The sequence below is a fragment of the Bifidobacterium tsurumiense genome (genome assembly GCF_000741765.1).
GTDB classification, from domain to species: Bacteria; Actinomycetota; Actinomycetes; order Actinomycetales; family Bifidobacteriaceae; genus Bifidobacterium; species Bifidobacterium tsurumiense.
On sequence record NZ_JGZU01000004.1, the window covers coordinates 1 to 24,273 of the forward strand.

Below are 24,273 nucleotides of genomic sequence, written 5' to 3' on the forward strand. Positions count from 1 at the left end.
CCACCAACGCACCGAACATCCCGAACCCGCATCCTGGACTGGTGGAAAACGCGTTCACCGACCAGAAAATCGAGGAACTCCACAGGCTGGCATGGGAAAGGAGCCCCCAAGGCGCATACGAAACGTTCGGCATACCCAACCGATACGGAACCGGCATCGACTGGAACGAATTCCACACCAGCACCAGATACCCAAACGCCACCGAATAAAACCACCACCAGACACACAATTTGGCCTATAACCCAGAATTTGTCCAAATCCGCATTCTAGCGTAGGACAAGAGGAAAATAAAAAGCCTAGAAACCGCATGATTTCTAGGCTTTGATTGGTAGCGGGGCATGGATTTGAACCATGGACCTCTGGGTTATGAGCCCAGCGAGCTACCGAGCTGCTCCACCCCGCGTCGGCTGTTCCAGACAGCTCTATATAGAGTAGAGCGGTGATATGAGATTGTCAAACCGAAACGCCGTTTTGCTCTGAGTAAATCGCCCAGTTTCAGATATTAAGCCGGCGAGGACCTCATAACTCGCGTTATTTAGCCCACGCCGACTTGTCCTTCCAACCAGCACGAATACTGATTACCTGATATCGACTATTGATGATTACCTATTGCCGGCGCCTCCATTCCATAGCCAAGATAGCGGCGACCAAGGCGAAGATTCCCAGAACCACAACGGATGCAATCTCGGATCCAGTAGCTGCCAAACGTCGTTGCGTTGCAACCTTCTTCTCCTTTGGTTCATTGTGCGAAAGATTTCGGTCGGAACCCGAAACACGGCCCTCGTTATCGACATTGGCATCACTGCCATTGCCGACATCGCCGCCGTCTTTCCCGTCATTGTCGCCGTTATCATCACCGCCACCGTTATTGACGCCGTCACCTTCAGACGGTTCGTCGGGGGTTTCTGACGGATCAGGCGTATTCCCAGGCTCGTTCGCGATCATCACCACCGGCGCGTACACCACATCCACGGCATGGGTATCATCCAACAGATATCGCACTGTGAACGAATCCTCACCGCGCTGAGCATCCTCAGATGCCACATAGTGAACCGAGGCTAGGCGCACCTGCCCTTGCGAAGGCACTGATATCACCTCCCTGCTTCGGGCTCCTACAACTTCCTGTGGCTCATTAAAAGCGATTTCCTCACCCGGCTTGAGTTCTTTACGAAGATACTCATATCCGACTGTAGAAGCGTCGATTGCCTTTACTTCCAGTTCCGGTTCTTGAGGATCGGGATCGGTATGATTTGCGGTCACCGTGATCGTCATGCTGCCGCCAGTAGTAGGATCGTCAACCGATGTGGCGAAGATGATAACCTGACCCGCACTTACCGCATGCACTTTGCCGTTTGCATCAACCGTGGCGATCTCTTCATTTGAAGAAGACCAAGTCACTTCTTGGTTCGTGGCATCGTTTGGAGTCACCGTTGCAGTCAGGGTCATATCCTCTCCTGCAGTGATCTGCGCAGCTCCGTCCACAGAAACCGATTCAACATTGATCTTTTCCGGCACGGACTTCTTCACGATGTCATACCGCTCACCAGCCGTGGTATCGAAGGTGATGAGTTTGTCACCGCGCGAGTTACTGACGACGGTATATTCGACACCTTCTCCATCATGCTTGACTTCATACGAATCAGCATCGCCCTCGGTAAGCTTGACCGCAGCCTTGTTGCCCTTGTTGGACACAAGCGAAACCGTGTCGATGGAGCCTTCAGACCACGAGATGCTTGTGGTGAAGTTCCCACGTGCCACAAGTCCATCCACACTTCCCTGCTTCCAAGCGTCCGGAAGCGCCGGAAGAATATTGGTGTAATTTGCGTATTGCACGCCGTCGGTATCCGTGAAAGTGGAATTCGACTGCAGCAGCATCTCATTGACGCCTGAGGTATTGCCAAAGTTGCCATCAATCTGGAATGGCGGATGGACATCAAAGAGATTGGGATACATCGCTCCGCTCAGTTGGAGTTTGATGAGCTTATACGCATGGTTGCCATCACCCGTACGCGCCCAGGCATTGATACGCTGACCCACACCCCAACCAGTGGCATCATCGCCGCGGTTGGTCATAGAAACCTTGGCTGCATCCATAAAGGTCGGGTCATCGATGGTGATCAGATCACCGGGGAACAAACCGAGCAGATGCGACATATGACGATGCCTCATCTCATACCCTGGGATGTTGCTGCCATCAGTCTTCTTGCCCAGTTTGCCTTCAAAATACCATTCCTTGATCTGCCCATCGGCACCGACCTCGATCGGCTTGAGCAAGGATTGCGCACAGGACCAAGAACGATTTGCGTTGGCAACAGAGAATGAACCGCTATCCGTTGTTGCCCAGTTATCCGCAGAGCATCCTTCCAGATTGCCGACGAGATCCTCATCTACTCCAAGTGCCTGTGCAGATTCGATAGCGTCGTTGAGCATCTGCCAAACCAGCGAGCTTTCATAGGTATTGCCATCGGTGCCCTGAGGACCATGTTCCGGAGAATATGCCACACCGGTGGTCAGTCGTGCGCTGCCGTCAGCCGCCAATGCCGAAGCCTTGTGCAACATATAGGAAACATAGAAATGAGATTCCTCTTTGAGTAGCGGATATACATCATTGCGTAGCTGTTCGAGGTCTCCTGAATATTCGTATGCCTCGTAAACATTCTGCAATAGCCACGGCACAGCGGCAGGACTCCAACCCCAGGAGAACGCAAAGCCGGGAGCCGTCCAGCCATACGCCGTGTTCTCGGTATGGGCCATGAAGCCTTCACCCTCACCGATGGGCGTTCCTTCCGCGGTGCTTGCACCGGCATAAGTCTTGGCGGTAACACGTCCAGGCTCCACCAATCCCTTTGCATACCCAATGAGTGGTTCAGCAAGTTGCGCCATACTGCCCGAATATGTCGGCCAGTAGTTCATCTGCAAATTGACATTCATATGGAAATCCGAACCCCACGGAGCACGACCATGAGCCCTGTCTCCGGAAATGGACGACCAGATGCCCTGCAGATTTGAAGGCAGTTGGCTGTTCTCGCGCGACGAACCAATGGTGAGATAACGACCATACTGGTAGACGGTGGTTTCCAGTAGGCGCTGTTGAGCCACACTCGCGCTGCCATTCGCATATTTCTCTACCAACTTGTCAGTGGCCAATTCATTCGAGGCTTGTGCAGCGGCTTGACCCAGATCAAGATGGACGCGGTCATACAAGCCTCGATGATCGGCGACATGCGCCGCATTGAGGGACTTATATCCCTTATTTGCGGCAGCCTGCACCACATCGCCGACTCGAGCGTCGACATCATCCGCCGATTCACCGGTGCGGTATTGGGGATAGACTTCCTTGTAATCGGTTGCCGCAGCAACGTAAAGCGTCACAACCGTGGCATCGCTCACCACCAAGGATGTGCCATCCGCGCTTACCCCAACGGTTCCCGAATCCACAACGGCCTTGATTTGGGAGTTGTATACCAATCCGTTATTACCCAAAGCGCCTTTCACGGTCAAGGTATCTCCATGCACAGTAGACATTTCACCCGTCTTGCTGAAGCTGGCATTGGTTTTCAGCCCAATGGTGAGATTGAGCTTTCCGGTATCGCTTGCGGCGAGGCGAGACACCATCACATTGTCAGGATTGGATACGAAGAATTCACGGGAGTAATCCACGCCATCATGGCGGAAAGAAACATGCGCTTTGCCTGTTGAAAGATCCAGATCACGAATGTAATTGTCGTAGGTTGCGTCGTTGCCGAAGCCATAGTCGATGGTGACATTGCCCCAGTTCTGGTATGCGCCCTGCTCATTGGCATTCTCCCCGCCGGTGAGGTTGCCGGGATTGACCGTTTCCTTACCGGATTCCAATTGCTTGTTAAGCTCTCGCAACGTTGCCCCGTCACGACCCTTGGACTGGTTGTTACCACCGTTATATGTCGCAGTGCTGCCGGGACCACCTGTCCACAGGGTTTCTTCATTCAGGGTTATGCGTTCCGTACCCACTTCGCCCCAGATCGTTCCGCCCAATTTTCCATTGCCTATGGGAAGCGTGGTCTGCTGCCACCTATTATTGTCTTCTTCCCTCACCGCTGCAGGTGCGCCTGAGCCCAGGCGCATATCGGTCTGAGAAGCCGGCTGGGCGTACCACATGCGGTCATCCGATGTGATATCTTCGCTATCTTCAGTCGACTCGTCGCCGGCGACATACACCATAAATGTTGCGCTAATAGTCGGGTCATCGTTATCTTGCACGGTGATGGGGTGAGCGCCCACATCATTGGTGTCATAATCCGTCCCACTCAGTGTGTACTGATCAGCGTTCAAAACGGTTTTCACCCCATCACTGGTGCTGACACGAGTAACAGTCAAGCCCTGAGATTGGAACGACTCCCCTTGACGATATCTTGTCTTCGTCGGGGCACCAATTTCCAAGGAGTAAGGCTTCGCCGCTTCTTGCACAATCAACTGAGGTGCCATTGAAGCTTCGGCACCGGAAAGGTTGGACGCACCTTCGGAGCTTGCGAACCGAACGTCGATATGTTTGCTTTCCCCCATTGCCAGGGTAAGGCTCTTGCGTCCTTGCTCCATCTGATTTTTGACTATGTCGGTCACATCCACATCGACTGTAGTGGCTGATGACACGGTCATGTTGTCGCCGTATTTCGTCAAACCGACAATAAATTCATTGGATCGGGCCACCTGTCGTCCATCGGTGGCATCAAATCGAGGTCTGGTTCTCCATGTGGCAGTATTCGGCGCACATGAATCTGCATCATTGGTGCATTGGGTATCATCCACTGCAGTGATGACTATGCTGTCCGTGCGTTGCTCATCCGTGCTGGTTCTGCCCGCATACCCCAAATACGACAGTCGCAATGTTGCTGAAACAGGTGTTGAATCGTAGCGAGACAGATCAAAGGAGAGCAACCCCATCTTTGCGTCAGTACCGTCATTGGTATCGGTCGATTCGAACGCCTCCCCGAATTCGCCATATCCTTGAGGCTGCAGAGCACCGATATATGACTTCGCAGCATTGTCTTGATTCTTTTCATTCTTCCATGACTGGAGAGTAGTATCCGCAGACACCAATATCGAAGAGGTATTCCCAACTATTGTTTCGGTGTCAGCAGCACCGGCGACTGTCGCCGACGACAAGGTCACCGCAGCCAACATGCCTATTGAGGCACCGACTGCCACCCATGAACGGGCTATTGCAAATCCACCCGTCCCCGTAATCATTCTCATACTCTGGCTCCTTGAATGTGATGACGCCACGGGAATCCGCACCGCCAAGGATGCAACACTGCATCATCGTGTTCGCGGTCGTCATCGACCACCAACAATCAGAGTAATGTTAGCACACCTAACTTAATGACTTAGAATGATTACTCGAGTGAACTTAAGTATTGAAATCGGCAACTATCTTTGTTATTTCAGCGTTTTATGCAGTAAGCACCCGATAATTTACAAGCTTTTCCATTTGGATATTTTGATATCAATATGTGATATCAAGGGATTTGATTCACTTACCTTCCTATCACTTTGTCACTGTTCTTTCTGCATTGACAGTGCCTGAGCAGACGATTGTTCACCAGACTTCCGCGCACCGACTCGGCCAATCCAGAATTCGCAGCCCATCCATTCAACCATCCCTCCATCCAGCAAACCACCCCTCTATCCAGACTCATAGCAGTCTGAACATCCAGCGTCCCGGCTCCGACACAAGCAAACTACCTTTCCGTCCCTCATCACGAAAGCTTCTGTCTTGAGGTTTTGCCATCTCCGCCTAAAGCTGAAACTCAACCAATACATACATAGACAGTGCGCACGAATGGAAGCACAAATATTGCGCGCACTGCCTAAAACCGCACAGCCTTACCGGCTCTTCAAGCTTTGCCTTCGTCGGAGCAGGCAATTGGCGGCAAGTCCCGTCCCGAGCGCGCCAAGACCGAGCACTAGCGGAAGAAACAGAGAAACTCCGGTTTTCGCCAAGGGGGCCGGCTCTTCTTTTTCTTCTTGTTCCTTCTCGTCAACCACGACCTGCTCCCCATCGACCCCGAGTTCATGATCGGCGAGCACATCACCCTCAGACGACCACAGCGTTGCCTTCCAATACACAATCCCCGGTGAATCCGCTTGCACTTCGGGAGAGTCCACACGAGCCCGTCCACTAGTGCAATCAACATCCACCCTTGCCTCATCCAGCAACTTCTCATTCATTCCCGGAATCGCACCCTCCTCAACAGGTTGGTACGCGCTGAAGGTCACATACGAACCCGTGTCACATGACCCGGTAATCGTGGCCGTATCTTTGAAAGGCTCCCCCACAAACACTTTGTCCCGATTGACTTGCGTCACTATGCTCGGCTTTCGAGGTGACTCGACACCCACCACTCTGGTACGCTCCCAAGCATCGTTATAGGCGCTGGAAGCCGGCATCACCCGGTCATCCCCTGCAAATTTCCATACGAACACATACCAACCGGGAGTTTCCGCCACAATATGCACGGGCTCTCCGGAAAGATCCGGCACACCTCCGCCCACTCGTATGACGCCGTTGACCGCAGCATAGCGCCACGTTCCCAAAAGGCGATGATGTTCGTCTTCCTGCGGCTCTTCGATGATTTCAGGTCGATACTTGGCATCATTGCTTGGGGCAGCAGCATCACCCGACCACCACACGCTTACTTGTGACTCAGCATTGTCTGCTTCAAATCCAAACCGCGCATCACCCAGGAATGAGCCATGGTCATCTGGAAAACCCGACACAGTAATGGTGTCGCTTAATTCAGAACCAACGACTGCACTGTGTTCGGTAACCGAGGAATAAACTTTCACCCTATTGCGATTGACATTGGTTTCCGAGACCTCCATCAGCGGACTCACCACATCCTTGAGCACATATTGCTTTGCCTGCTCACTGAGTCGTTCACGGTCAAAAGCCCAGACCCAGGTGCCGAAGCCTCCGGATTCCGGAGCACGATACACTTGTTTGCCATCCTGCTGAGTCGTTGCAGTCACTTCTACCCGTTGTCCAGGAGCCGTGAACGAAGCCCGACCATACGCCACCGGTCGATAGCCCATGCGTGTCAGCCTTTCCAAGAATGATTGAGCGCCTTCCCCCGAATTTGGCTCTACCGTCTCGCCCAATTGATGCCTGTCCAATGAGAAATACCAGCCATAGGCCTGCAATTCCAAACCAGGAACCCAATGATCTTCAGCGCTTTGCACACCAGAGGTGACGGTGTCCACCACTTCCTCCTCAGCATCATTCACCACATCACGAACCGTTGTGCTCAGCGACGGTTGGAAACTTTGCTTGACTGTCATGGTGAGAGCCTCACCACGCGCTTGCTCAGCGGTTGCCGGATGCGCCAAATCCTGGGGGCCCAATACGCGACCCATGGCCATGATGTTGTAATCCACAGCAACATTGACCGTTCCATCCCCCGTTGCTTTCCACGAATGCTTGATCACATGATCTTGAGAAACACCGGAAATACGGGATTCGCCATTCTCGAATTGCGCCGGCCCTTGCAAAGTCACCGAGTATTCAATGCCGCGTATGACATTTCCTGACGAATTCACCACCGAAACATCGATATTGCCTTCTCGCAAGCCCTGGGTGAAAGTACTTGAAACCCGACCCTGTGACGGAGCATGCTGCCCAGCCTCATGCCATAATCCATCAACCATTGTCGGCAATTGAGGATGCGTCTGCACAATAACCGCCTTGTGCTGAGCCCACACACTGGGATTGGCATCAAAATGATCATGAGCCAAAATGCCAATGGCTGCATGTTTTGCCGGATCCTGATCGTGCTTGTATCGCTGCATAAGCCAAGCAATCCGCCGTGCAGCATCAGAATCGGGAATGCGCTCGTCGGCACCGTTCACATAGCTCACAGGACCGCCGGCCTCAACGCAATAGTAATTGTTCCCGTCATTGTCTTTGGCCAACACACCAATATGCAGCACCTCACCATTCACCCGATATTGCAAATACCAGCCGATTGTCGGGGCATGAAGCGTCGCAGCCGAAGCCTGCGCAGGCAATATCGCCAAAGTCAGCATCGCTATGACAATAAGTGCTCCCAGCCGAGTTGCACGCTTGAAAAACCGTACGTCAGTCATGACCATCCTTCCATCATTGAAATCCGCTAACTACGGACAGTGATGAGCCTGTCACACTCGGTCATTTGGTCGACGCGAATACCACCTATGTGGTCAGAGGATTGCCCCGACACCTGAGCTCCGCCGCCCCATTGACGCTCCATCTCCTATTTCCATTTCATTTAAGGAGACGGCAAACAATGCTTTACAAAAAGCCCATACAATGAGAGACATGGAAGTAGTTAGAAGAAAACGCAATATATCAACGAAATCCACAGCATCGGCAGCCAAGTCGACGGTGACCTCCGATGCCTTAACTTCATCAACCTCACAACCGCCACAACAACATAGCAACGTAAAACCCAGCCAGGTCGGCATCAAGGAGACATCAGCAACCATGTCACAGCGACCAGCTTCTCAAGCACACTTCTCTCGCAAAGCACAATCTTCTGTCGAAAATCTGGCAAAACACCAACCCCGCCGCACGGCCAAGGCCAAGGACATCGAGCACAGTGGAGAAGTTGCAGCCCCGAGCATTCCCACAACTACTTCCGGGGAATTCGGACGCATCGTCGTTATGGACATCACGCCCAGCCAAGAAAACGGAATCTACCGGCACGGGGTTGAATTGGGCGAAGCCTTCACGATCACCGCGCAAGTATTCATAGAAGGTCGAACCAAAGTCGGAGCCACCGCAGTATTGCGCAATGCAAGGGGCAAGGAAATATCCCGCACCCCCATGCACTGCACCAATCCCGGTCTGGACCGTTGGGAAGTCACGCTTCGCGCCGGTGACCACAGCGATCTCACGCCTTGGGAAGACGGCTATTCCAGCATCAAACGCCAGTTTGGCGACTGGACCGTAACTCTTGAGGGTTGGGAAGACACCTACCTGTCATGGCTGCACGACGCACGTATCAAGGTCAAAGTCAACGACGACACCGAAAACGCACTACTTTCAGGCGCTCAACTGCTCACTCGCTGGGCGGAGACCAAGGACTCCCATCTCAAGTCTCATGAACGCCATATTCTCACTTCCGCCGCAAAGATCATGGCAGACACATCGCTCACCCCACAGGAACGACTCGGTGCGGCAGACAATGACGAAGTGTCTGCTTTGCACGCCGCAAAGCCTTTGCGCGATGCCATATCCGCATCTCAGCCACAGACGATTCGCGTCGAGCGGCCGAAATCAAGCTTCACCGCTTGGTACCAGTTCTTCCCCCGTTCCGAAGGCGCATATTACGACACAGAAAACCACACCATCGTGCAAGGAACACTGCGCTCCTCGGTCGCCGGTTTGGAACGTGCAGCCGCTGAAGGCTTTGACGTCGTGTATCTTCCGCCCATCTTCCCGATCGGTGTCACCAATAGAAAAGGCCGCAACAACACACTTGTCGCAGGACCGAATGACCCCGGATCCCCCTTCGGCATCGGTTCGCCACTGGGAGGCCACGATACTGTCGATCCGCTCTTGGGCACTATGGAAGATTTCAAGGAATTCGTCGCCAAGGCCCATGAACTCGGCTTGGAAATAGCACTTGACTTCGCACTTCAATGCTCTCCGGATCATCCTTGGGTCAAGCAGCATCCGGACTGGTTCAGGCATAAGCCAGATGGAACCATAGCCTTCGCCGAGAATCCGCCGAAGAAGTATCAAGACATTTATCCTATCGATTTCAATGCAGATATGCCGGGTATTGAGCGCGAGGTCGAGCGCATACTCAATCTGTGGATCGACGCAGGGGTCACCATTTTCCGCGTCGATAATCCCCATACCAAGCCTGTGCGATTCTGGCAGGATGTCATTGCCTCCGTGACCAAAAAACATCCTGAAACCCTCTTCTTGGCCGAAGCCTTCACCCGTCCTGGAATGATGCGAGCGCTCAGCTATGTCGGGTTCACTCAGTCGCACTGCTATTTCCCGTGGCGAAACACCAAGGAGGAGCTGGAAGAGTATTTATCGGAGTCAAATGGCAACGATGCATACTATCAGCACAATACGTTCTGGCCGACGACTCCGGACATCCTCACTGCATATGTGCGCGACAACGGCATCGCAGGCCATGCCGTTCGCTCCGTGCTGGCGGCCATGGGCTCGCCTTCATGGGGCATCTACAACGGATATGAGCTCATCGAGAACAAGCAGCGCGACGGCTTCGAAGAACAAGTGGACAATGAAAAATATGAAGTGAAGGTGCGCGATTGGTCAAAGGCCGAGTCGTATGGCATTGCGCCGTTGCTGACCTCATTGAATGCCATCCGACGCGAGCATGCCGCCTGCATGAGCTATCACAGCCTGACATTGTTGGAGAGCTCCGATCCAAGCATTCTTGCCTTCGCACGCCATATCCCTGCGCATGCCAATGCGCAAGGCACGGATGACACCGTAATCGTCATCGTGAATCTCGACGGCCATAACAATCATCAGGCGATGATTCATATCGACCGCGAACAGTTGGGGTTGGGAAGCGGTGAAATCCGCTTGCATGAGGAATTGACCGGGCGCAATTTCACTTGGGGTGACGATAACTTCGTGTCATTGTCTCCTTGGGAGGATGTTGCGCACATCTTCACCATCCGCGACTGAATGCAATCCATAACCGAGCGATAAGTAAGCAAAGCCGGCGCACGGAACGACGCATTCGTCGCGTCGGCTTTCGTTGTGATGCCGACATCACATTCTGCACTTTGGATTCCTCCGCGGCCTTTCGAGTTCGTACTGCGAGGTAAGGTGATATCTGTTAGCATCAACCGTTCCAAAAGGAGCATGATATGGCTGAAACCTTCAACGTCGTCGTGGAGATTCCTCGCGGCTCAAAGAATAAGTATGAAGTCGACCACGAGACCGGTCGCGTCTTCTTGGATCGCACCCTGTTCACTGCCATGGGGTATCCCGATGATTACGGATATATTGAGGGCACCTTGGGCGAAGACGGCGATCCTCTGGATGCATTGGTCATGATCCCGAATTCGGTATTCCCCGGTTGCGTGGTCGAATGCCGCGCTGTCGGCTTGTATCACATGGTTGATGAGGCCGGCGGAGATGACAAGGTGCTGTGCGTGCCTGCTGACGTGCGTTTCGATGACATCAAGGACATCGAAGATGTGAGCGAATATCACAAGGCTGAAATCAAGCACTTCTTTGAGCAGTACAAGGCTCTTGAGCCAGGCAAGGAAGTCATGCCAGGCGATTATTGGACCGGTGTCGCCAAGGCGGAGGAAGAGATCGTCGCAGCACGCAAGCGTCTTGAGGAATCCGAAAAGTAAGCTCTGCATGAGCATATTCCGACCGATATAGGCGGAACATGAAGCAATAAGCGGGTGTGTATGTTTTGCATGGTACACACCCGCTTATTCGTATGCGATGCCCGATCTGATAGAATACATCGGGTAAGTTGACGGCATGCGAACAGCATTCGCTTGGAATTCAAAGCCCGGCCGTGTTGTCTGGCAGTTCTCTATGTCGGTGTCCGTAAGGCGTAGGCGGTCAAACCGTCGAGGCCCATCCCCGCGGAACCGATGGGGATGAACCTGTAGCACCAGCAATGATCATCGAAATTCTGCTTATTTCACTATCCGTTTCCATGGATGCTTTTGCCGTGTCCATCGGCAAAGGCTTGGCGGCACGCCGTGTCAGACCAATTGATACCTTGAAAACCGCATTGTGGTTCGGCGGTCTCCAAGCACTATTCCCACTTGTCGGTTTCTTCGCAGCGGCGACGCTCACACGATACATCACTTCAATAGATCACTGGATTATTCTCATCCTGCTTTCCCTTATCGGCGGCAATATGATTCGCGAAGCATTCAAGGAAGAAGAGAATGATGAAACCATCGATGCACAATTCGACTGGCGTCATATGATGCCTCTAGCGGTGGCATGCAGCATTGATGCCTTCGCCGTTGGGGTCAGCTTCGCATTCATGGATGTCAATATCCCCTTCGCCATCACAGCGATTGGCATCGTCACCGGTGCAGCATCGGCAATCGGACTGCATGCGGGGCATGTTTTCGGCTCGCGATGGCAAAAGCCCGCACAGATCGCTGGCGGGCTTATTCTGATTCTTATCGGCCTCAAAGTATTTTTGGAACACATGGGCTTTATCGGGTGAGTTCCGGAATCACCAACCAAAAATAATCAACATGGTCAGGCTCATACCGTACGACACCAGACCAAACAGCAAAACCGGAATCAATGCAAACCCGACCCAAGGTGCCGGCATCAGAGGATCCGGATCTGCTTCCTTCCACCACAGGCATGAAGCCGCCGCCATCGCAATGCCGAGTATCAACCCAACTCCGATAACGATGGTAAGGGCAATATTCACTTTCTGAGAGCCCGATTGCACATAGACCATCAGATCAGGCAGGAATACCCAACCAGCAACACTTGCAGATACCACTCCGCTGGTCAAGCTGTGTGAGAGTGCGCGCACCAAATGAGTCCTGTGCTCGCGTGCCATTTGCCGAGCAAATCCAACTATGGTGAGCACTACCAGCAAAATCACAAAGGCGGCAGCCCATCGTCCATATGGATACAAAATGGCCTTTGTGATATTGCGCATGGCCTCCTGGGCGCTCACTACCGGATACATCGTGATTTCGCCAAGGATTGTAGTCGCCATTGCCACTGACAACACTGCAGTGACAAGACTGATAATGCGGTCAACCATGGTTCCACGCAGTGGCCAACACACCAAAAAAACAACCACAACTGCCAAAGCGGCTACAACCACAGCTTCAATGGGCACTATGCCCAACCCAACAAAAACCGACAAAGAGATCAACAGCACGTAGGCAACAGCTTGCACGATGAGCAGACCGGCAATGCCTCGTTCGCTCCTGCGAGTCTCCATCGTGAGTGCATCTGTCATAGTCATTCCTCCTCGCATGCACGACGTCCACCATTCGCCGCCAATCGGCGATTTACAACGGATCAACCCAATATCTAGGAATAAATGTAGCCGTACGTGTCCACAACCTGCGTCTACAATCTGCACTACGGGACCAGGTTATGGTATTTACGCAATACACTTGTCACTAACGCTTCACACCATTGCATGAGACCCGCGCCATCCACGAAGGGAGGTAGCGTGACTGATTTGACGCTGATGACATTCGCCAGCGACCCAGCCACCGCTCTGCCATCCCTTGCCTTGCTTTCACACCGTGTACGCGTATTGCCGATGGATGCCTCGAGTTTGGTGAAAATGCCGGAGAACACTGTTCTCTTGCTCGACGCCCGCGATGATCTTGCTTCAGCCAAGACCCTATGCAATCTCGTCCATGCATCCGGACTGCCCACTCCCATAATGCTTATCGTCACCGAAGGTGGTTTCACAGCGGTCAACGCTCAATGGGGCATTACGGATATGGTGGTCACTTCAGCCTCTCCAGCCGAGGTCGAAGGCAGGCTCCGACTTGCATCGGAACAAAGAACTTCGCCAGTTCCTATTCGCGGCACCGCTCAGGATGTGACTGCCGAAACCCCATCAGGCAGATTCGTTCCGGCGACCTTGTGGTGGACACCGATGGATACACCGCAAATCTCCACGGCAAACCCATCGATTTGGCATACAAGGAATTTGAACTCCTGAAATATTTGGTTCAACATCCGGGTCGTGTATTCACACGTGCCCAGCTCCTGCAAGAAGTGTGGGGATACGACTATTACGGCGGCACCCGAACCGTTGACGTGCACGTTCGCCGTTTGCGCGCCAAACTCGGCAGCGAATACGAGCAACTGATCGGCACTGTGCGTAATGTGGGCTATCGTTTTGACCCTCCGCATGCCTCGCAGGTTGGATCAGATGATGATGGCAATGGACACAATGCCGTCGGCAACAGTGCTGAAGAGCGGAGAGGCGGGCATTCCGATTCTGCGGACGGGCATCACGACGCTCATAAAACTCTTCCAACCGCCCATTCCCATAAGTCCCAGCCGCACACCACGCAATTCCAACGACATAACACACCGCGAGATTAGTCATGCCTCGCGAATCACGTGCTCAACAAAAAGCTCGCATGCAACAGGAATATGCACTCCTGTGTGAAGAAATCCCAGATCCTCAGTGCGCGCTGGATTTTACGAACCCTTTCGAATTATTGGTCGCCACCGTATTAAGTGCCCAAACCACTGACAAGCGCGTCAATATGGTAACTCCCCCGCTATTTGCCTCATATCCAAGCCCTGAAGAACTCGCAGCAGCCAATCCTGAAATCGTGGAGAATATCATTCACTCCTTAGGGTTTTATCGAAGTAAAAGCCGCAATATTATTGCCCTGTCCCATGACCTCATGGAGCGCTTCGATGGAGAGGTGCCCTCCAATATGGAGGATTTGGTCACGCTTCCCGGAGTGGGCCGAAAAACCGCCAATGTCGTTCTTGGCAATGCCTTTGGCATCCCGGGATTCCCTGTCGACACCCATGTGATTCGGGTCACCGGCAGGCTTCGTTGGCGCGAAGATTGGAAATCCACGAACCCTGATCCGGTTCATATCGAAAAGGAAATAACCAGCTACTTTCCTGCCGAAGAGTGGACTGATCTTTCACATAGATTGATCCTCCACGGCCGTGCTATCTGCCACGCACGCACACCTGACTGCGCGCATTGCCCCTTGCAGCAAACCTGTCCCAGCGCTTTTCATATCTAACAAAGACGATGCGATATCGTTGCATAAGACTCACAGGAAGTCGATGCGACTCAGCAGCCTTATCGTCTTGCACTTGCATTAACGCGTGCACATCCATATGCTCATCTCAATCACATGCATATGCGCAGACACTTGCATCTACACTTGCACATAAGCCGAGCATATTTCCCTTTGCACTGGCACCCAAGCCACACCACAGGCTAAACTCACAAGCATGCGTATGAAGAAGCAAAGTTCATGGCTACGTTGGCTGTTATTTGTCGCAATCTCCGCCGCCCTGTTCGTCATCATCTGGGTGGCATGGTCGATTACTCAGCACCGCAGCATAATTCCTGGAGTCAGCACTCTGCAATCGGACACCACCGTTTCCGTTGGCTTGCGCACCGCTCCCGAATCCTTGGACATACGCACACAGGAAGGCACCGCCGTTGAACAGGCATTGCTGGGCAATGTCATGGAAACGCTGGTGACACGGGATCAGTCCAATACCATTCAACCCGGTTTGGCCAGCAAATGGACGATCTCCGATGACGGACTGCATTACTCCTTCACGCTGAATGCCAATATGCGCTTTTCCAACGGCCACACCCTGGATGCCAATGACGTCGTATGGTCGCTGCAACAGGGTGTGAATGAGCACTATCTCGATTATGATCAGCTCACCAATCTCACAGCTGTGGAAAACGACGGAGCGAACACCGTGAATCTCACCCTGTCCGCTCCGAATCCACAATTATTACGTACGCTAAGCAGCCGTGCAGGCATTGTGTATGATTCACAAGCCAACCCCGATTATGCAAAGGCTCCCATAGGCTCCGGCCCATTCACCGTGTCCGATTATCAACAAGGTTCTTCGCTCACGCTGCAGCGCAACGAACAATATTGGAGGCAACAAGCCAAATCCTCGCAAGTGACGCTGCGGTATTACGCAGATGACGACTCATTACTCCAAGCGGTGCAGCATAACGATATCCAATTGGCCTTACCTCAAACGGCACCCGATGTGGAGTCATTGTCAGCAGATCCATCCTTGTGCATATCGACAGGCATGGGAACTGAAAAAGTGCTCGTAGCATTCAACAGCGGCACCGATTCCATATTCTCTGATGAACAAGCACGCAAGGCAGCTCGATTCGCCATTGACGCCGCATCGATCGCCTCTTCACGCTCCGACGCCCGCACAGGCACTCGGCGGACCGATAAGCCTCTGGAGCCTGGCTTCGAAGATTTGACCAATCTCTTCCCGTACTCCCCGTCCACGGCAAGTTCGATGTTCTCCTATTTCTCGTCGTCATATCTGGGAACGGCAACTTTCCTGGTGCCCAATGAGTATGCCGATCTTGGACAGACCATAGCCCAGCAATTGCAATCAAATAGCGGCTTCACTGTGGATATGCAAGCCGCGGATGACTCCACACTGCATACTCGTATGCAAAGCGGCGATTACACCTTGGCTCTCTACACGATGGACGGCACGACAGATGTCAGTGCCTTCAGCAGTGCTGATTCGGTATTCCATTATCAAAACGGCAGCACCCAAGATGCCTATACCAATGCACTTGCCGCCACAAACGACAAGGATTATCAGGATAGGCTCAATGCCTATGCCAATCTTCTCAGCCAAGATGCCGCTTCGCATTGGCTGTATGTGCGCAAGGATTTCATAATCGCTCAATCCAAACTCGATGGATACACAACCAATATGACCACTCATATGCTGCCGCTACGCGATGTGGCTACACGATAATCGTGGGCAATAGGTCCTGGTTGCTTGTCACCAACGCTTTCTACTATTGCGAGTATGACTGATCAGGACAAAAATGCAGGTATTGAGGCACATTTGACCCCTCTTCCTGACAAGGTTGGCGTGGACGGCCTTGAAGGTAAATGGCGCGAACATTGGGATGCCGAGCAGACGTATGCATTCCGCAACACTCGGGATCGCGCTTCGGTGTATTCGATTGATACCCCGCCACCAACGGTGAGCGGACATCTTCATGTCGGGCACGTATTCTCTTACACCCATACCGATATCATCGCCCGTTTCAAGCGTATGCAGGGCTTCGATGTGTTCTATCCGATGGGTTGGGACGATAACGGTCTGCCTACTGAGCGCCGTGTGCAAAACTACTATGGCGTTCGCGTGGATACTTCGTTGAAGTATGATCCTGATTTCAAGCCACCTTTCGAAGGCACCGACGGCAAGAAGATCGATGCCAAGGATCAGGTGCCGGTGAGCAGGCAGAACTTCATCGAGCTATGCGAACGACTCACGGCTCAGGATGAGAAACATTTTGAGGAATTGTGGCGCCAGCTGGGCCTGTCCATTGATTGGAAGCAGTCCTATCACACGATAGGCGAGCATCCTCGCCGTGTGGCGCAAAAAGCGTTCCTGCGCAATCTGGCTCGTGGCGAGGCATATCAGAAAGATGCCCCAGGTTTGTGGGATGTGACTTTCCAGACAGCCGTTGCACAGGCCGAGTTGGAATCCCGCGAATATCCCGGTTTCTACCACAAGATCGCCTTCCGTTTTGAAGACGGCACTCCGTTGTATATCGAGACCACTCGTCCGGAATTGCTGGCGGCCTGCGTGGCTTTGATTGCCAATCCTGAGGACGATCGGTATAAGAAATATTTCGGACAGTACGTGTATTCCCCGTTGTTCAAGGTGAAGGTCCCTGTCCTGGCCCATGCAGCGGCAGAAATGGACAAGGGTGCCGGCATTGCCATGTGCTGTACTTTCGGTGATGTCACCGATGTGGAGTGGTGGCGTGATCTCAAGCTGCCAACTCGTTCCATAATCCAGCGCAATGGCCGCATTGTGATGACCACTCCTGATTGGATTGAGGATGAAGGCGGCCGCGAGGTATTCGCTGAGACTTCAGGCAAGACCACATTCTCCGCTCGCAAGGTAATCGTTGATCGACTGCGCGAGTCCGGCGATCTTGATGGTGAGCCTACTGCTACCAAGCGTATGACGAATTTCTATGAAAAGGGCGACAAGCCTTTGGAAATCGTCACGTCACGTCAGTGGTACCTCAAGAATGGCGGAACTGACAAGGCTTTGAACGCCGAGCTCATCGAGCGAGGCAAGCAGCTGGAATTCCATCCAGATTTCATGCGCGTGCGCTACGAGAACTGGGTCCACGGTCTCAACGGCGACTGGCTGATTTCCCGCCAGCGTTTCTTCGGTGTTCCATTCCCCCTGTGGTATCCGCTTAACGCCGATGGTGAGCCTGAGTATGAGCATCCGATTACCCCGAGAGAGGATCGACTGCCTATCGATCCGACTAATGACACCCCTGAGGGATATGACGAATCCCAGCGCGATCAGCCCAATGGCTTCACCGCTGAGAATGACATCATGGACACGTGGGCCACTTCTTCTTTGACGCCACAGATCGTGACGCATTGGGAAGAAGCAGGAGAGGAAAACCAAGCGCTCTTCAAGTCAACATTCCCTATGGATCTGCGTCCGCAGGGTCAGGATATTATCCGCACCTGGCTGTTCAGCACTGTGGACCGCGCTCATCTTGAACATAATTGCCTGCCTTGGGCACATGCCGCTTTGTCTGGCTGGATTCTGGATCCTGACCATAAGAAGATGTCGAAGTCCAAGGGCAACGTGGTCGTGCCGAATAAGCCTATCGAACAATTTGGTGCAGACGCAGTGCGTTACTGGGCGGCATCCGCACGTTTGGGACTTGACGCCACCTATGACGAAGGCCAGATGAAGATCGGCCGTCGTTTGGCCATCAAGCTTTTGAACGCCACCAAATTCGCCCTGGCTATTGGTCGTGAGGACGAGCAGCATCATGTTGGTGAATCCGCGAGCGCGACCTGGAATCCTGCCGATGTGACCGAGCCGCTGGATCGCGCAGCAATGGCGAAGATGGCTATGGTGATTCGTCAGGCCACCGATGCGCTTGATTCCTATGAACATTCCAAGGCTTTGGAGGCTATTGAGAGCTTCTTCTGGCAGTTCTGCGATGACTATATCGAACTGGTGAAGAACCGCGCATATGGCACCGCCGACTCCACTGGTCACACTCCTTTGGATGCTGCTGTGCTCTCAGCGCGTACCACCTTGGGGCTTGGTCTGGATGCCTTCGCTCGTTTGCTGGCACCATATCTGCCTTATGCCACTGAAGAAGTGTGGTCTTGGATGCATGAAGGCGAAGGCTCAGTGCACCGTGCAGCATGGCCGGATCCCATGATGTATGCTCAGGCTGCGTTCAAGGTGTCTCCTGAAGTATTGACCCATGCGGGAGAAGCTCTGGCAGCTCTGCGCAAGATCAAGTCCGAAGCCAAGGTTTCTATGAAGACACCTATTTTGTCGGTGACCTTAGGCGCTTTGGATGAGGCAGCAGAGGCCATTCAGAGTACGATGAGCGATATTGCCGAGGCCGGTCGAGTGGTTGGCAAGATCACTTTGGTCAGGGCTGCCGCAGCGGCTCGTGCTGCCAAGGAAGCGCTTGATACCGCCGCCGAGGATACGGAAGCGGTTATGAACGTGATCGTTGAGAACAGTGCTCTGGGCGAACCTCCGGCAAAGCGCAAGAAGAACTAAAATCTCAGCATCGATATGAAAAGGTGGCTGTCAGCTTGAGTTAGCTGACAGCCACCTTTGATATTTCTATTCACTTGAGTTAGATAAATGGTTCGCAGACTCATAGCTTCGGATTTCAAAGTGATGTAACAACGCTGATTTGTTATCGAATATGGCAATTCGCTTTGCATACAATGGTGTCTTCAACCGATATCGGGCGTCGTATATTTATGAAGACATAGACATTTTTGAAATGCAATTGCACTAACAAATATCCTCAAGCCATATTCCCGACAGCGCTATTGGGCATATTCACTCAGGCAAAAACATCGAGAACGCCAGCGTCTCCCCCGGCTTCGGCAATGCGCTGATGACGCTTCTTTGCCTCACTCACCACGAACATCCTGTACATATCGGCGATTTCAGAATCGAGACCGGCATCCTGGGCAATTCGACGCAGCCGATCCATCTGATAATCCTCGCGATGATAATCCGCAGGGGCAAAACCCGCCTTTGCCTTGAGTACCCCGACCTGGGCGGTGGTTTTGAACCGTTCGGCAAGCAATGCGATTATTGCCATGTCGATATTGTCAATGGATTGTCGCAATACCTGAATGCGCGCCACAATACGCGCGGTTTCATCATCCTGTTTGGCTTGCGAACTGTCAATAAACGTGTTTTGCCAGTCGCCTGCCTCGTTGGTCTCCGATTCGTTCATATGATTCACCATACCCTGAGATTCAGCCCGCAATACGAGAAAATATCAATGATCAAGATTAATCATAATGCGACTATTTTGTCTTATCCGTGAGCGTTTTTGATCGTGACGAATGCTCGAACAAACCAGATTCCTGCGGCAACTCATCTACAATAGGACTTATAGCAAAAATCATCGCCAGGAGAGGAAGCAAAGGATACATATATCGCAAATCAAACCCTGCCAAAATAAAACTGCTGTCCAAATCAGCAGCCGAGTTCCAAGTTAAAACAAACAGTGATCATCCTTGCCCTTGATTAGGTAAGCACCCCTACTATCGAAGAGGCCAGACGGAGCGTTACCCCCGTCCGGCCTCTTCATCATTATCAGTTGTATTATGGCCTATTCAGTTCGTGCCGCTTGAAGTATTTCCGCTCTGCTGAATAATCGCGGCAAGGAAATCACGGTTGGAAGCGGTCTTCTTCAGACGAGGCACCAATGTCTGATAAGCCTGTTCGGCATCCAAACCACCGAAGAGACGGCGCAAACGATAGATAATAGGCAACTCATCGGCTGCAGTAATCAGTTCCTCACGTCGCGTGCCGGAGGCATTGATATCCACTGCGGGGAACATCCTCTTATCCGCGAGCTCTCGGCTCAAGCGAAGCTCCATATTTCCGGTGCCCTTGAACTCTTCGAAAATGACCTCATCCATCTTGGATCCGGTCTCCACAAGAGCAGAGGAAATAATCGTCAATGAGCCGCCATTCTCGATATTGCGTGCGGCACCAAAGAACTTCTTCGGAGGATACAATGCCTGAGCATCAACACCACCGGAAAGGATACGACCTGAAGCTGGAGCTGCGATATTGTAGGCGCGTGCCAATCGAGTCATGGAATCAAGCAGCACCACAACATCCTGTCCCAATTCGACGAGTCGCTTGGCGCGTTCAATAGCCAATTCAGCGACTGTCGTGTGATCAGAAGCTGGACGATCAAAGGTTGAGGAAATGACCTCGCCCTGAACCGTGCGTTCCATATCGGTAACTTCTTCGGGGCGTTCGTCGACAAGCACCACCATCAGATGCACCTCAGGATTATTGGTGGCAATCGCATTGGCGATATTCTGCAAAGTGATGGTCTTGCCAGCCTTGGGCGGAGATACAATCAGACCACGCTGTCCCTTGCCGATCGGGGCAACGATATCGATCAAACGACCAAGAATCTTGTTCGGAACGGTTTCCTGTTTCAGACGCTCCTGTGGATACAAAGGCGTCAACTTGGAGAATTGCGGACGATTCGAAGCCGTTTCCACACTCATGCCATTAATGGCATCGATGGATTGCAGGGGCACAAACTTCTGACGCTGATTGCGGCGTTCTCCTTCACGCGGGGCGCGGATGGAACCATGAACGGCATCGCCCTTACGAAGTCCATATTTCTTGACCTGACCCATGGATACATACACATCATTGGGGCCTGGCAGATATCCGGAAGTGCGGATGAATGCATACGAATCCAAAACATCCACGATGCCAGCCACCGGCACGGTGTTCTCTTGTGGCTCTTCGCTGCGACGCTCCTCACGCTGCTCGCCACCGCGCTCTTCATAGCCGCGGCCGCGCAAACGACGTTGATGGCCGTTGCCGCGTTGCTCATCCCCATTCGAATGTCCACGATCGTTGCGCTCACTGCGGTCATTGCGATCGCCAGAACGGTCACGCCTGTTACGACGAGGTGTCTCGCGCTCGTTCGTGCCCTCAGCAGACTCATCCTTCTGAGTTGGCAACGAGGCCAGAATATCATCCAGATCACGGACGGCTTCTTCGGCAGTCTCATGTTGCTGATCGTCATTGGCATTACGACGGCGACGGCGCTGATCCCCTTCGACATTGCGTTCCCCATCGCGACGCCTACGAATTCGCATACCATCGTCGGACTTCGGCTTGGCCGATGCATTGTCCGTCAATCCAAGCTCTTCCAACAATGTTGACGGTTCAATCGTTTCCGTCTCATGTTCGACTTCCTGCTTACGACGTGTACGCTTCACAGGTTTCGATTCCTGAACCGCCTGTGATTCCTGCTGTTCGTTTTGCACGGGCTGGTCCTGCTGAACAGCCTGCGCCTCAGCGGTAGTGTCACGTGCAGTTTTTTCATTCGCTGCCTTTGGTGCGCGTACGGTAACGCCTTCAGGGGCTTGCCCTCCGGAGCGCGCAGCCTGCAAAGTCGCAAGAAGCTCGGGCTTACGCATCGTTGACGTGCCACGAAGTCCCATTTGCTTGGCGAGCTCCTTGAGCTCAGGCAGCTTCATATCCTCAAGATTTTGGCTAGTTGCCACTAGTGTTGCCTTTCCTTGGCCCCCGACGAACACCGCCGGAGAGCTGTATGAAAAAGATGCGGAAAAACCGCTATGAATGTTCGGCACCTTTCCATAGGCTCACGCCGAACCTTCCCACACAATACAACGCTGTCACGACCTGTGCAACACGACCACGCCGTATTTTGCTACAAGTTTGCTGGGAAAACGAGAAGCCCGCAAGCCATTCGATATCCGTACCGCACATTGACACAATGTGACGGATACCAGATTCAGCTTGCGGGCCTCGACCAAACTATTGTTGGCTATTACTTCTTTTCGTGATAGGACTTCTCGGTATTCACCGACCACACATTGCGCTTGGAAGTCTTACCGGTCTTGATATTGTTCACGGCTTCGATAGAAGTTGCCATGGAATGATCCTGGTTGTTGTATCGGTGCTGTCCATTGCGTCCGACGCAATAGAGATTGCCGAAGGAATCCAAGTATTCCACCAATTCAGGCATATGCTCATAGGTATCGAAGTAAGCAGGATAAGCCTTGGGCACACGTTCGCGATGCGAATCAAGCACATCCTGCTCGCCATTGATGATATGCATGCGAGTGAGCTCTTCGATGGCAAATTTCGTCGCCTCTTCATCGCTCATATTCCAGAAATCATCGCCCTCGGCGCAGAAATACTCCAAGCCGACCCACACGGTATTGTCAACATCCTTGACCAGATACGGGCTCCAGTTGTTGAAGACCTGGATACGACCGACCTTGTAACCGGGATCCTGCACATAAATCCAGCAATCCGGCACGATCGGAGGATTACCCAATGTCGGAATATCAGTGGTGTTCTTCAAACGCAGACGCTTGACCAACAAACCGACTGTCACAAAGTCGCGATAAGGCAGACCATTGGCCACCTTGGTCATATCGGCAGGAACAGCCACCTTGTGCTCGTTCTCTTCGTTCTTACCGGCGGCGTCCAAAGCGTTGACCAGATCCTTCACCGGCATTGAGGAGATGAACTCATCTGCATGCAGTTCAGTGCGTTCACCGGCAGCGTTCTCGTAGACCACAGAAGAAATCTTGCCTTGATCCTGACGGATCTCCACCACATGGGCATCAGTGATGACATTCGCGCCAAGTTCACGGCTATTGCGTTCGACGGTTTCCCACAACTGGCCGGGACCAAGCTTTGGATACCAGAACTCTTCAATCAGAGAAGTTTCGACTTCCTTATTGCTGCGCTTCTTGGGCAACAACTTGGAGAACGCATTCTTCAGAACCTCGATGATGCTCAAGCCCTTGACGCGCTGAGCACCCCAGTCAGCGGAGATCTCGCTCGGATGCCGTCCCCACAGCTTCTCGGTGTATCCCTCAAAGAACATCGAATACAGCTTGCGTCCGAAACGATTGATGTAGAAGTTTTCCAGATTATCTTCTGGCAACTTGTGCACCATGGACTTCAGATAGCTGAACCCTGCCTGCATGGTGAGCTTGAAGCCCAAGGAGCGCAGAGTGTTTGGTGAAAGGGAAATAGGGTAATCGAAGAAGTGGCGATTCCAGAAAATACGAGAAACGCGATGACGCTTCAACATGACTTCATCTGTGGTCTCAGGATCAGGGCCGCCTGGTTCCAGATCATGATGGCGTCCGAGCTTCTTGTCATCGTAGGAAGGTGCGCCTTGCAATGGCAGAACATTCTTCCACCAATCCATGATGCGATCGTCCTTGGAGAAGAAACGATGGCCACCAATATCCATACGGTTGCCATTGTGCTTGACAGTACGCGAAATACCACCGAACTGCTTCGTGGCCTCCAGTACCGTCACATCATATTGCTCGGATCCCCCATCCTTGACGAGTTCCCATGCGGCGGTAAGACCCGCAGGGCCGCCACCGATGATGACGACGGATTTTTTCTCTGTCACTTTGACCTCCTACATGCAGTACCAGAGATTT

Annotated in this window: 13 protein-coding genes, 1 tRNA gene and 2 pseudogenes; 8 read left to right on the top strand and 8 right to left on the bottom strand. The window is 52.7% G+C overall.

What is annotated here, in order from left to right; all coding sequences use genetic code 11:
* Positions 1 to 209 (top strand): annotated as a pseudogene (locus BITS_RS09195) (IS256 family transposase); the annotation flags it as partial.
* Between the two features lie 117 nt (positions 210 to 326).
* On the opposite strand, the gene BITS_RS02300 reads toward BITS_RS09195, so the two are convergent.
* The 4 genes from BITS_RS02300 to BITS_RS09430 form a co-directional block, all read right to left on the bottom strand.
* A tRNA-Met gene (locus BITS_RS02300) sits at positions 327 to 403 on the bottom strand.
* Between the two features lie 203 nt (positions 404 to 606).
* Positions 607 to 5,232 carry a glycosyl hydrolase family 95 catalytic domain-containing protein gene (locus BITS_RS02305; protein ID WP_052366669.1) on the bottom strand — a complete coding sequence of 1,542 codons (4,626 nt, stop codon included), beginning with the start codon at positions 5,230 to 5,232 and terminating at the stop codon, positions 607 to 609.
* 630 nt (positions 5,233 to 5,862) lie between these two features.
* Complete coding sequence (locus BITS_RS02310; protein WP_152571242.1) at positions 5,863 to 8,121, bottom strand: peptidase; 2,259 nt, start codon at positions 8,119 to 8,121, stop codon at positions 5,863 to 5,865.
* Positions 8,122 to 8,214: 93 nt separating this feature from the next.
* Positions 8,215 to 8,499 carry a hypothetical protein gene (locus tag BITS_RS09430; RefSeq protein WP_034534006.1) on the bottom strand — a complete coding sequence of 95 codons (285 nt, stop codon included), beginning with the start codon at positions 8,497 to 8,499 and terminating at the stop codon, positions 8,215 to 8,217.
* On the opposite strand from BITS_RS09430, the gene BITS_RS02320 reads away from it, so the two are divergent.
* From BITS_RS02320 to BITS_RS02330, 3 genes are all read left to right on the top strand, one after another.
* Positions 8,498 to 10,690, top strand: a complete 2,193-nt coding sequence (locus BITS_RS02320) for a maltotransferase domain-containing protein (protein WP_044259278.1) — start codon at positions 8,498 to 8,500, stop codon at positions 10,688 to 10,690. The genes BITS_RS09430 and BITS_RS02320 overlap by 2 nt on opposite strands.
* A gap of 185 nt (positions 10,691 to 10,875) precedes the next feature.
* Positions 10,876 to 11,370 (top strand): inorganic diphosphatase, encoded by a 495-nt coding sequence (locus BITS_RS02325; protein WP_026642310.1) that lies wholly within the window; start codon positions 10,876 to 10,878, stop codon positions 11,368 to 11,370.
* 278 nt (positions 11,371 to 11,648) lie between these two features.
* Positions 11,649 to 12,215 carry a manganese efflux pump MntP gene (locus tag BITS_RS02330; protein WP_026642309.1) on the top strand — a complete coding sequence of 189 codons (567 nt, stop codon included), beginning with the start codon at positions 11,649 to 11,651 and terminating at the stop codon, positions 12,213 to 12,215.
* A 9-nt stretch (positions 12,216 to 12,224) separates the two neighbouring features.
* Here the strand turns inward: BITS_RS02330 and BITS_RS02335 are convergent, their stop codons facing one another.
* Positions 12,225 to 12,977, bottom strand: a complete 753-nt coding sequence (locus BITS_RS02335; protein WP_044259284.1) for a hypothetical protein — start codon at positions 12,975 to 12,977, stop codon at positions 12,225 to 12,227.
* Between the two features lie 237 nt (positions 12,978 to 13,214).
* On the opposite strand from BITS_RS02335, the pseudogene BITS_RS09435 reads away from it, so the two are divergent.
* The 4 genes and pseudogenes from BITS_RS09435 to valS all read left to right on the top strand — a co-directional run.
* Positions 13,215 to 13,903 (top strand): annotated as a pseudogene (locus tag BITS_RS09435) (winged helix-turn-helix transcriptional regulator); the annotation flags it as partial.
* A 188-nt stretch (positions 13,904 to 14,091) separates the two neighbouring features.
* Positions 14,092 to 14,757 (top strand): endonuclease III, encoded by a 666-nt coding sequence (gene nth / locus BITS_RS02345; protein ID WP_044259286.1) that lies wholly within the window; start codon positions 14,092 to 14,094, stop codon positions 14,755 to 14,757.
* 214 nt (positions 14,758 to 14,971) lie between these two features.
* On the top strand, positions 14,972 to 16,504 hold the full coding sequence (locus BITS_RS02350; protein WP_044259289.1) for an ABC transporter substrate-binding protein: 1,533 nt from the start codon (positions 14,972 to 14,974) through the stop codon (positions 16,502 to 16,504).
* A 54-nt stretch (positions 16,505 to 16,558) separates the two neighbouring features.
* Entirely contained in the window at positions 16,559 to 19,327 is a 2,769-nt protein-coding gene (gene valS / locus BITS_RS02355) for a valine--tRNA ligase (RefSeq protein WP_026642306.1), read from the top strand.
* A gap of 295 nt (positions 19,328 to 19,622) precedes the next feature.
* Here the strand turns inward: valS and BITS_RS02360 are convergent, their stop codons facing one another.
* From BITS_RS02360 to BITS_RS02370, 3 genes are all read right to left on the bottom strand, one after another.
* Positions 19,623 to 20,024 carry a chorismate mutase gene (locus tag BITS_RS02360; protein WP_026642305.1) on the bottom strand — a complete coding sequence of 134 codons (402 nt, stop codon included), beginning with the start codon at positions 20,022 to 20,024 and terminating at the stop codon, positions 19,623 to 19,625.
* Positions 20,025 to 20,409: 385 nt separating this feature from the next.
* Positions 20,410 to 22,341 carry a transcription termination factor Rho gene (gene rho, locus BITS_RS02365; RefSeq protein ID WP_026642304.1) on the bottom strand — a complete coding sequence of 644 codons (1,932 nt, stop codon included), beginning with the start codon at positions 22,339 to 22,341 and terminating at the stop codon, positions 20,410 to 20,412.
* A 287-nt stretch (positions 22,342 to 22,628) separates the two neighbouring features.
* Positions 22,629 to 24,242, bottom strand: a complete 1,614-nt coding sequence (locus BITS_RS02370; RefSeq protein WP_026642303.1) for an NAD(P)/FAD-dependent oxidoreductase — start codon at positions 24,240 to 24,242, stop codon at positions 22,629 to 22,631.
* Positions 24,243 to 24,273 lie beyond the last annotated feature (31 nt).

Bases quoted from the DNA above. Each gene is read 5' to 3' on its own strand.
- BITS_RS02350 (WP_044259289.1), top strand. From the start codon at position 14,972: ATGCGTATGAAGAAGCAAAGTTCATGGCTACGTTGGCTGTTATTTGTC.
- BITS_RS02325 (WP_026642310.1), top strand. From the start codon at position 10,876: ATGGCTGAAACCTTCAACGTCGTCGTGGAGATTCCTCGCGGCTCAAAG.
- BITS_RS02330 (WP_026642309.1), top strand. From the start codon at position 11,649: ATGATCATCGAAATTCTGCTTATTTCACTATCCGTTTCCATGGATGCT.
- BITS_RS02320 (WP_044259278.1), top strand. From the start codon at position 8,498: ATGTCACAGCGACCAGCTTCTCAAGCACACTTCTCTCGCAAAGCACAA.
- BITS_RS02360 (WP_026642305.1), bottom strand. From the start codon at position 20,024: ATGAACGAATCGGAGACCAACGAGGCAGGCGACTGGCAAAACACGTTT.
- BITS_RS02310 (WP_152571242.1), bottom strand. From the start codon at position 8,121: ATGACTGACGTACGGTTTTTCAAGCGTGCAACTCGGCTGGGAGCACTT.
- BITS_RS09430 (WP_034534006.1), bottom strand. From the start codon at position 8,499: ATGGTTGCTGATGTCTCCTTGATGCCGACCTGGCTGGGTTTTACGTTG.
- BITS_RS02305 (WP_052366669.1), bottom strand. From the start codon at position 5,232: ATGAGAATGATTACGGGGACGGGTGGATTTGCAATAGCCCGTTCATGG.
- BITS_RS02335 (WP_044259284.1), bottom strand. From the start codon at position 12,977: ATGACAGATGCACTCACGATGGAGACTCGCAGGAGCGAACGAGGCATT.
- valS (WP_026642306.1), top strand. From the start codon at position 16,559: ATGACTGATCAGGACAAAAATGCAGGTATTGAGGCACATTTGACCCCT.
- nth (WP_044259286.1), top strand. From the start codon at position 14,092: ATGCCTCGCGAATCACGTGCTCAACAAAAAGCTCGCATGCAACAGGAA.